This is a genomic window from Variovorax sp. S12S4 (genome assembly GCF_023195515.1).
Classification (GTDB): Bacteria; Pseudomonadota; Gammaproteobacteria; order Burkholderiales; family Burkholderiaceae_C; genus Variovorax.
Genome location: NZ_JALPKR020000002.1, coordinates 223,783 through 232,595, shown reverse-complemented (window position 1 = coordinate 232,595; position 8,813 = coordinate 223,783). Strand labels below are relative to the sequence as shown.

Genomic DNA, 8,813 nt, shown 5'->3' with positions numbered 1-8,813 from the left:
AGCTGCCGCACAAAAAGGCCGGATGCCCGCGAGGGCATCCGGCCTTGGCTCTTTGGGGCCGAAGGGCTTACCAGCGATAGGTGGCCGTTGCCACCGCCGTGCGCTGCGTGCCCAGGTAGCAGTAGCCGTAGGCGCAGTTCGCAACGTAGGTCTTGTTGGTCAGGTTGCGCAGGTTCAGCGCCAGCGTCCAGCGGTCGATGTCGTAGCCGATCATGGCGTCCAGCAGCGTGTACGAAGGCACCTTGGCCGGCGCGACGACTTCCGCGTCGCCGCGGGTCGAGCCGTTGAAGCGCACGCCCGCGCCCACCTTCAGGCCGTTGCTGAAGCGGTAGTCCGCCCACACCGAGAGGCGGTTGCGCGGAACGGACATCGCCTGCTTGCCGATTTCTTCGGCGCGGCTGCTGGCCGTGACGATGGCGCGCGGCGTATAGGCGTAGGAGGCCGTGAGGTTCAGGCGCGGCATGAGTTCGGTGGTGGCTTCGAGCTCGAGGCCCCGCACCGAGATCTCGCCGGTCTGCTTCGGCATGAAGGTCGCGTCATACGTGATGTAGTTCTTGCGGCGCAGGTCGAAGATGGCCGCGCTGTACAGCGACTTGCCGCCCGGCGGCTGGTAGCGGATGCCGGCCTCGTACTGGCGGCCGCTTTCAGGCTTGAAGGGGGTCCGGGTGGCCGGGTCGAGCGCGCCGATGGGCGCGAACGACTCCGAGTAGCTCAGGTACGGCGCCAGGCCGTTGGGCGCCAGGTAGACCAAGCCCGCGCGCTTGGTGAACTTGTGCTCCGAAATGCGCTGCGTGGAGCCATCCAGGCGGCTGTAGTTGGTGCTTTGCGCCGTGTCGTAGCGCCCGCCGATGGTGAGCGACCAGCGGTCGCCCCACTTGATCTGGTCCTGCAGGTAAATGCCGGTCTGCGCGAGCCGGCTCACGCCGTTGACGTAGGGCTGCGGAATGTCGATGGTGCCGCCGTACACAGGCGCGTAGATGTCGAGCAGCGGCGTACCAAAGGGGCTGCTGTAGGTGTACTGGTCGATGCGGGTGCGCTGGTAGTCCAGGCCCACCAGCACCTTGTGGCGCCAGTCGCCCGAGCGCAGGTCGGCCTGCAGCTGGTTGTCCATGGTGACCGACGAGGTGCTTTCCTGGCTGCCGAAGACGCCGCGGTTCAGGTAGCGGTAGTTCTCCGCGCTCAGCGCATTGGCCGGGTCCATGGGAACGAAGCCCGGCGACTGCAGGGCGCGGTAGTCGACCTCGAGCTTGCCGTAGCGCAGCTTCTGGCGCACGGTGAAGGTGTCGTTGAAGCGATGCTCGAGCTGGTAGCCGATCATCTTCTGGTCCTGGTTGAAGTGATCGAAGTTGGGATCACCGACGTTCAGGTCGCTGGGAATGTAGGTGCCGATGCGCGTCGGCGTGAGCGAGCCGGCCGCGGGGCGAATGCGGCTGTAGGCGCCGGCGCGGTTCTTCTGGTACTGGGCCAGCAGCGTGAAAGTGGTGTCGCTCGATGGCTTCCAGGTGATCGAGGGCGCAATGTAGGTGCGGTCGTCGCGCGAGCTGCCGCCGGGCAGCTGGGCGTCGCGCACCACACCGGTAATGCGGTAGAGCACCTTGCCTTCGGCGTCGAGCGCGCCCGAGAAATCGCCGGCCACCTGGCGGCGGGCGTCGTTGCCGTACTGCAGCTGGATCTCGCGCACGGGCTCTGCCGTGGGCAGCTTGCTCGCAATGTTGACCACGCCGCCCGGGCTTGCCATGCCATAGAGCACCGAGGTGGGGCCGCGCAGAACTTCGATGCGCTCGCTGCCGTAGTTCTCGGTTTTCCAGACGCCCCAGGTGCCGTTGTTGCGCAGCGGCAGGCCGTCCAGGTAGAAGCCCGGCGCATAGCCGTCAAAGCCGCGGATCGAGATCCAGTCGTAGCGCGAATCGGCGCCGAAGGGCGCAATGCTCACGCCCGGGGTATAGCCGAGCGCGTCCTTGACGGTGGTGGCGCCGATGGCGTCCATGCGGTCGGCCGTGATGACCGAGATCGACTGCGGCGTCTCGACGATCGGCGTGTCCGTCTTGCTGCCGGCCGTGCTGCGCTTGGCAAGATAGCCGTTAACCCGGCCCGTGGCGGATTCTTCCGTGTCGGCGTTCACCGTGATGGCGGGCAGCGTCGAATCGCCGGCCCGCTGCTGTCCAGTCGCCTGCGCCAGGGCGCTTACGCTGCAAAGGGAAAAGGCCGTTCCGAAGGCCGTGGCGAGCGCGGCATTCAATAGACGTTGACGGGGCAGGGGACGCATAAAGTTGATACTCCAGGTGCTTGAATACGACGTGTTCACGTTGCGACGCCCAAGGCCGGCCGGTTTCGGCACCTTGGCGCTTCCATACATGAGACGTTTGGCTTAAAAAAAAGGAGACAGCGGCCTGTCTCCTTTTTCTTTTGCCTGCCCGGCGCCGGGTAGCCGCGCCTAGGCCTGCACCGCCTGCCGCTCGTGACGGGGGCTGTTTGCGGCGTTCACGGCAGTGGCGGCCACCGGCGCGCCGGCCGGAATCGCCTTGAGCAGGGCGTTGCCGATCTCGCCCGTGCGCACCGAGGTGACCGACAGCAGGGTGTCGCTCAGCCCGTGCGACGACTCGCAGGCGCCCTGCAGGAAGATGGCGGGGTGAAAGTCCGGCGTGCTGCCCACGCGGTAGTGGCGGTCGACCGAAAAATCGCCAAGGTAGGGAGCAAGCGGCGTCAGCAGCGCCTTGTGCTGCTCGCGGCCATAGCCGGTGGCCAGCACCACGGCGTCGTAGCGCAGGGTGTTTTCATGGCCGGTGTTCTGGTCGTGCAGGGTCAGGTGAACGCCATCGGCTGCCGCATGCACGCCGCGGATCTCGTGCCGGCGCAGGAAGCGCATGCGCTCTTCGCCGCGAACCTTCTGCTCGTAGAACATCTTGAAGATCTGCTGGATCAGGTCGAGGTCGGCCACCGCGTAGTTGGTGTGGCCGAACTCGTCGATGAGCGCGGCGCGTTCGTCTTCAGGCTGGCTGTAGATGTAGTCGGTGAACTCTACGTTGAACACCTCGTTCACGAAGGGGCTGTCGTCCGACGGGCGGATCGAGCGGGCCCGCATGATGAGGTCGACCTGCGGCGCGTGCGGGCGGCCCTGCAGGTCCATGAAGATCTCCGCCGCGCTCTGGCCCGCGCCAACGATCGCAATCCTTGCCGCATCGGGCAGGCGGGCCATGTCGCGCAGGTAGCTGCTCGAATGGAACACGCGCGGGTCGTTCCTCAGTGCACGAAAACCGTCCGGAATGTTGGGCATGCCGCCAATGCTCACGACCAGGTTGCGTGCAAGGCGCTCGGTCACGTGGCCGGCGCCGTCGCGCGAGCGCACGCGCAGCAGCGACACCTCGCCGCCATGGCCTTCTTTTTCGGGCAGCACCTCGAAGACTTCTTCTCCGTAGACGCAGGCATCTTCGAACTGGGATGCGGCCCAGCCCAGGTAGTCGTTGAACTCGTGGCGGCTGGGAAAGAAGGTCTTCAGGTTGATGAAGTCCTGCAGGCGCTTCTTTTCATGCAGGTAGTTGATGAAGGTGAAGCGGCTGGTGGGGTTGCGCAGCGTCGCCAGGTCCTTCATGAACGAGATCTGCATGTGCGCCTGGTCGAGCATCATGTCCTTGTGCCAGGCGAAGCCGGCCTGCTTCTCGATGAACATCGCATCGACGCGGCGGCCGTCGCGCCGTTTCTCGTCCAGCGCAATGGCCAGTGCGATGTTCGAAGGGCCGAAGCCGATACCGATGAGGTCGTGAATCACCATGGCGGTTTTCCTTTACGCAGAATGTTGGGCAGGCGTGGCGGCGCCGTCGCTGCGGGGCAGCCAGAGGGCGTCGGTGAAGTAGCGTTCGCGCAGCATCACGACCAGCAGGGCGCGCTTGTGCGGCAGGTCGAATTCCTTCACCTTCGCGTAGCCGGACTTGTCGAGGTTGCGGATCTGCTGCAGGTGATCGATGCGCGGCTCGCCCACGGCGCGCTGGGTGCGTGGGTCGCACAAGAAGATGTAGTGCGAAATCGAGGTGAGCCAGGCGGTGGCAAAGGCCTTGCCGCGAAACGCCGGCTCGCCGATCAGAACGTGCCAGCCGCGGTCGTAGTCGTCCACGTCGTAGAACGGCGCAATGCGGCTTTCCTTGGCCCAGTACATCTCGAAGTAGCCGAAGGGCTCGCCGTCGAGGCAGGCGATCATCGAATACATGTGCGGATCGCGGTCGATGGCCGAGAGGTACTGGCGGTGCTTGTCCAGGTCGCCTTCTTCCTCCCAGATCACGGCCACGTCGGGGTCGTTCATCCAGCGGTTGAACATCGGCAGGTCGGCCTCGAAGTCGAAGCTGCGAAACGAAAAGGTCTTGCCAAGCCAGGGAATGAAGCGCTGGTAGAGCACGCCGCGCGGCTTGGGCGGGCGCACGGGGTGGCGCTTGCCGTTGGTCAGTGCGTATTGCAGGGCCATGGGGGCGTGCACTGCGGGCAGCCACAGCGAAGGCTGCTGCCAAAGCATGTCGCGGCAGGCGAGGGCCTGGCCGCCTTCGGCTTGCAGCAGCACGCCGGCCTGCACGAGCGACGCCGCCGGCTGGCTGGGCACCACGCGCAGCGTCTTATGGGCCGGGTGGTGTTCGAACGCGCCTTCCAGTGCGGCCAGCAGGTGGGCCGTGGACGCATTGCTGCCGTCCACCCACTGGAGCACGGCGCCTGAGGCCGCCTGGCTGATTTTCCAGAGCGAGCGCGTGCCGTCCTGCGTGTTGCGCACGCCGAGCGTGTCACCTTCGCGCGTGATGGCGTGCGGCATGCCGTCCGCGTAAGAAACATGGGGAGTGGACGTCATGCGGTTCTTTCGGTGAGCGGTTGCCGTTGCCCTGCGAGCAGGGCCAGGCCCTCGTGCAGCGCGGGAAAGAGGCTGTGGTTGAAGTTATTCCAGCGCAGCTCGAGGATGGTGTCGTTGGGGTCGATGGTGGTGCGCAGCGCGTCGTGGATCACCTCGCCGGAGTCGATGCCGTTGTCCACGTAGTGAAGCGAGGCGCCTGTCTTGTAGAGCGGAGGCACGGGCACGCTTTCCATCGTTTGCCAGTTCACGATCTTGCGGCCCTGCGCGCCGTGCAGCGCATCGAGGGTTGCATAGGCGCCGCGGCGCTCGTAAGGTGATTCGATGCGGGTGATGCCCGGATGGATGTTGACGATCTTGCGGTGGAACGGTGCGCCGGGCCGCACCAGCTCGTCGAGGATCACGAGCAGGCCGTCGAGCACGACGATGTCGGCCTGCAGCGTCAGCAGCTTGTCGAGCAGGGTGCGCTCGAAGCGGCTCTTGCCTGCGGGGCGTTCGGCTGAATCGAGCGGCAGCCGCCTGTATTCGGAAGGCACCGGATGGAAGATGTCCGTGAGCTGTTTGCCTTGCGTCTTCAGGCCCGCCGGAAAGATCCATTTCTTGTCGGGCTGGCATGAAAAGCCGTAGTCCTGCAGCGCGGACTGGTCTTTCGGCGAGCGCGGATCGTCGTCTATGACGATGCCTTCGAGCGAGTAGGCGTCGCCCAGCGGCGTCTCGTCGAGCGCCTTGGCCAGGTACTCGAGCGGGGAGGCCATGTAGCGCTGTTCTCCCTTGTACGCAATATGCTGGCCGGCCTTGTCGGCGGCGGCATTTCTCAAAGACAGGATGTAGACGAGCTTGGCCTTGGACATATGTGTGGAATGGATGGATAGATGGAAGACGGAATGGCCCGCAATCTGTTCACCCGAGACCGCGATGCTCCTGCGCAAGCGGGCAGGCGTTGCAGTGGTGCTCGTGCGGCAGAAGGTAGTTGAGGCAGCACTCCCGGTGCAGCTTGACGGGGTGGCTGCGTTCGCGGCCGTGAAGCGGGTTGGGGCGAAGCTCGTTCGGCCACGTGGCGCTGTGCAGCAGCAGCTGCCGGTCGCGCGAGATCGACGGTGCGCCGCCGGTGGCGGCCAACGCCACGTCGAAAACGGGCTCCATGAGCCGCACGGTGTTGCTCCAGAGAATCTTGGGCGCGAGCCGCGTCAGGCCGGCGAGCGCCTCGAACAGCGGCGCAAGGTGCTGCCAGAGCAGCGGCGCGTAGCGCTCCGCGGTGCCGGCCCCGTGGTGCGGCCGGCCCATGTGCCGGATGTGAAAGCTCGCGGGGCCGCCATGCGCGTCGAGCCGCACCCAGGTGTGTTCCGCCGCAACCGGAAACACGTGCTGCAGCATGCTGGCCGCGGCCATCACGGGCGGCAGCAGCATCGCGATGTATTCGAGGCTCCATGCGGACGCAACGGCGCGCAGGTCTGTGCCGGCAACGCCCCGGTAGCGCGCATTTCTCTGCAGCACGTCGGCAAGCAATGCACGCGATTGCACAAGGTCCGCCACGCGCACCGCGCCGGGTGGCACGGTGTCGGCGCATTGCAGTTTCTCGCCATGCACGGCCAGTTCGCCGGGGAACAGTGGCTCCAGCAGCGGGATCACGGATCGGCCGTCGGCAAGGTCATTTCATCAAGACGGATTTGCAGGGCAACTGTTCACGCGCACCGCGCTGAACATTGCCGCGGCTCAACCGTCTAGGCAGTAGGTGGCACGAAGCCGCCGAGGCTGTGCCGGGCGGCATGGTCGTTTCCACGCTGTCGCCCCCGGGGCGGAAAGAGCCTTTGCATGACAACTACCACCGCAGGCAACGGCGCCGAAATCGGGCGCCTGCTGAAACCCTTTCTTCCGTGGATAGTGCTGTCCGCGGTCACGGGCATCAGCGCCGGTGCCGCCACGGTCGCGCTGCTCGGCACCATCAACCGGGTGCTCAACCAACCGGGCGGGCTGGCGGGGGCTGCTGCTGACTTTCATCGGCCTGTGCGGCGTGGCGCTCTTCGGGCGCATGGTGTCGGACGTGTCGACCAACTTCGTCGGCCAGCGCCTGGTGGCCCAGGTGCGCAAGAGCCTCGCGCAGAAAATTCTCGCGGCGCCCATCGATGCGCTGGAGCGCTACCGCACGCACCGCCTGATGCCGGTGTTGTCTCAGGACGTGGACATGATCAGCGACGTGGCGTTCGCGCTGTCGGGAATGCTGATCGCAATTGCCGTGGCGCTGGGCTGCCTGAGCTACCTCGCGTTCCTTTCGCTGCCGCTGTTCGGTCTGATGCTGGTGGCGCTGGTGATCGGCATCACGGTGCAGCTCATGGCGCAGATCCGCGGCGAAGCCGGCTTCTGGAAAGCGCGCGAGCAGGAAGACCAGCTGCACAAGGCCTACCGCGCCATCAGCGAAGGCGCGAAGGAGCTGCGCATGCACCGCACGCGCCGCACGCGCATGTTCTCCGGCCAGATCGAGCGCATCGTCGACACCATCCGCGTCGTCAACGGGCGTGCCATCAACACCTATGTGATTGCCACCGCCTTCGGCTCGGCACTGTTCTTTTGCTGATCGCGCTGATCCTGGGCTGGGCTGCGTTCCAGCCGACCGAGCCCGCGGTGCTCAGCGGCTTCGTGCTGGTGCTGCTGTTCCTGAAGGGGCCGCTGGACCAGATCGCGCTCCTGTTGCCCGGCGTGGGCCGTGCCAAGGTGGCCTTCCAGCGAATCGGCGACCTGTCGGCGCGCTTTGCCACACCCGAGCCGCACCTGCACCTGGAGCGCGCGTCCAACGGCGTCATCCTGAAGCATGAAATCGGCATGCGCGGCGTGCGCTATGCGTTCGATGCGCCTGAAGGCGGCGAGGCCTTTGCGCTCGGGCCGATCGACCTGAAGCTGCGCCGCGGCGAAATGGTGTTTGTGGTGGGCGACAACGGCTCCGGCAAGACCACGCTGATCAAACTGCTGCTGGGCCTGTATGCACCGCAGGCAGGCGACGTGCTGATCGACGGCTCGGTGGTCAAGCCCGAAGGCCGCGACGACTACCGCCAGCTGTTCACCACGGTGTTCTCCGACTTCTATCTGTTCGAAGATCTTGTGGCCGGTGAAGAAAGCGAAGGCGGCGCCGGCATGGAGGTGTTGCCCGAAACGGCGCTGCCCTATCTGGAGCGGCTGGAAATTGCCCACAAGGTGAGCCTGAAGAACGGCGCATTCAGCACCACCGATCTTTCGACCGGGCAGCGCAAGCGGCTGGCGCTGGTGCATGCCTACCTCGAAGGCCGCCCGGTGCTGGTGTTCGACGAATGGGCCGCCGACCAGGACCCGACCTTCCGCCATCTTTTCTATACCGAGCTGCTGCCCGAGCTGCGCGCCAAGGGACACCTGCTGGTGGTGATCTCGCATGACGACCGCTACTTTCACCTGGCCGACCGCGTCATCACCATGCAGGCGGGAAAGATCGTCGAGGACAAGGTGCGCGAATCGCGGGAAAGCCTCGCAGCGTGAAGGAGGGGAATGAAAGACAAGACGACCCGGCCGACCGACGACGACCCGGCCTTCGACGTCGCCTGGACGCTCTTCTGCACGCTGCATGATTCGCCTTCGCCGGAGCGGGCCGAAGAGCTCATACGCTGGCTCGGCGTGAACCCCGGCAACATCTGCGCGCTGGACGACGTGCTGACGCTGTGGGCACTGACCGGCGCCGCGCTGATCAAGCCTTCGATGGACGAGGCGCTACGCGAAGAGGGGCGCCTGCAGTGAGGCGCGGCGCCGTTACTTTTGCAGGTTGCGCAGTTCCGCCGCCATGCCGCCGAGGGCGTCCCAGCGACGCCGCGCTTCTTGCGCTGCGGCGGCATGTTCGGCCGACCGGCTGCGCCAGCGGCTCAAGGCCAGGCGCGCGGCAACAGCCGCATCTTGCGGGGCGCTTTCGCTTTCGACGATGAGCGCGAGTGCACGCTCGATGAGCTTTTCTTCCGGCGCGCTTGCCACGTTGCGT

Annotated in this window: 7 protein-coding genes and 1 pseudogene; 2 read left to right on the top strand and 6 right to left on the bottom strand. The window is 65.9% G+C overall.

From position 1 onward, the window contains the following. Positions 1 to 67 precede the first annotated feature (67 nt). The 5 genes from M0765_RS01530 to fhuF all read right to left on the bottom strand — a co-directional run bounded on the left by M0765_RS01530 (position 68) and on the right by fhuF (position 6,451). Entirely contained in the window at positions 68 to 2,266 is a 2,199-nt protein-coding gene (locus M0765_RS01530; RefSeq protein WP_258501603.1) for a TonB-dependent siderophore receptor, read from the bottom strand. 168 nt (positions 2,267 to 2,434) lie between these two features. After that, positions 2,435 to 3,769 (bottom strand): lysine N(6)-hydroxylase/L-ornithine N(5)-oxygenase family protein, encoded by a 1,335-nt coding sequence (locus tag M0765_RS01525; protein ID WP_258501602.1) that lies wholly within the window; start codon positions 3,767 to 3,769, stop codon positions 2,435 to 2,437. 12 nt (positions 3,770 to 3,781) lie between these two features. Beyond that, complete coding sequence (locus tag M0765_RS01520) at positions 3,782 to 4,825, bottom strand: GNAT family N-acetyltransferase (protein WP_258501600.1); 1,044 nt, start codon at positions 4,823 to 4,825, stop codon at positions 3,782 to 3,784. Next, entirely contained in the window at positions 4,822 to 5,673 is an 852-nt protein-coding gene (locus tag M0765_RS01515; RefSeq protein WP_258501599.1) for a formyltransferase family protein, read from the bottom strand. Before M0765_RS01515 ends, M0765_RS01520 begins: the two co-directional genes overlap by 4 nt. A gap of 49 nt (positions 5,674 to 5,722) precedes the next feature. Then, the gene (gene fhuF, locus M0765_RS01510; protein ID WP_258501598.1) at positions 5,723 to 6,451 is read right to left on the bottom strand and encodes a siderophore-iron reductase FhuF; all 729 of its coding nucleotides are present in this window, start codon (positions 6,449 to 6,451) and stop codon (positions 5,723 to 5,725) included. A 183-nt stretch (positions 6,452 to 6,634) separates the two neighbouring features. Here fhuF and M0765_RS01505 point away from each other — a divergent pair. Together M0765_RS01505 and M0765_RS01500 are read left to right on the top strand one after the other, a co-directional pair. After that, positions 6,635 to 8,323: pseudogene (locus M0765_RS01505) on the top strand (cyclic peptide export ABC transporter). A gap of 9 nt (positions 8,324 to 8,332) precedes the next feature. After that, positions 8,333 to 8,578, top strand: a complete 246-nt coding sequence (locus tag M0765_RS01500) for a hypothetical protein (RefSeq protein ID WP_258501597.1) — start codon at positions 8,333 to 8,335, stop codon at positions 8,576 to 8,578. A gap of 12 nt (positions 8,579 to 8,590) precedes the next feature. On the opposite strand, the gene M0765_RS01495 is transcribed toward M0765_RS01500, so the two are convergent. Then, entirely contained in the window at positions 8,591 to 8,806 is a 216-nt protein-coding gene (locus M0765_RS01495) for an iron dicitrate transport regulator FecR (RefSeq protein ID WP_258501596.1), read from the bottom strand. Between the last annotated feature and the right edge of the window lie 7 nt (positions 8,807 to 8,813).

Bases quoted from the DNA above. Each gene is read 5' to 3' on its own strand.
- M0765_RS01530 (WP_258501603.1), bottom strand. From the start codon at position 2,266: ATGCGTCCCCTGCCCCGTCAACGTCTATTGAATGCCGCGCTCGCCACG.
- M0765_RS01525 (WP_258501602.1), bottom strand. From the start codon at position 3,769: ATGGTGATTCACGACCTCATCGGTATCGGCTTCGGCCCTTCGAACATC.
- M0765_RS01520 (WP_258501600.1), bottom strand. From the start codon at position 4,825: ATGACGTCCACTCCCCATGTTTCTTACGCGGACGGCATGCCGCACGCC.
- M0765_RS01515 (WP_258501599.1), bottom strand. From the start codon at position 5,673: ATGTCCAAGGCCAAGCTCGTCTACATCCTGTCTTTGAGAAATGCCGCC.
- M0765_RS01500 (WP_258501597.1), top strand. From the start codon at position 8,333: ATGAAAGACAAGACGACCCGGCCGACCGACGACGACCCGGCCTTCGAC.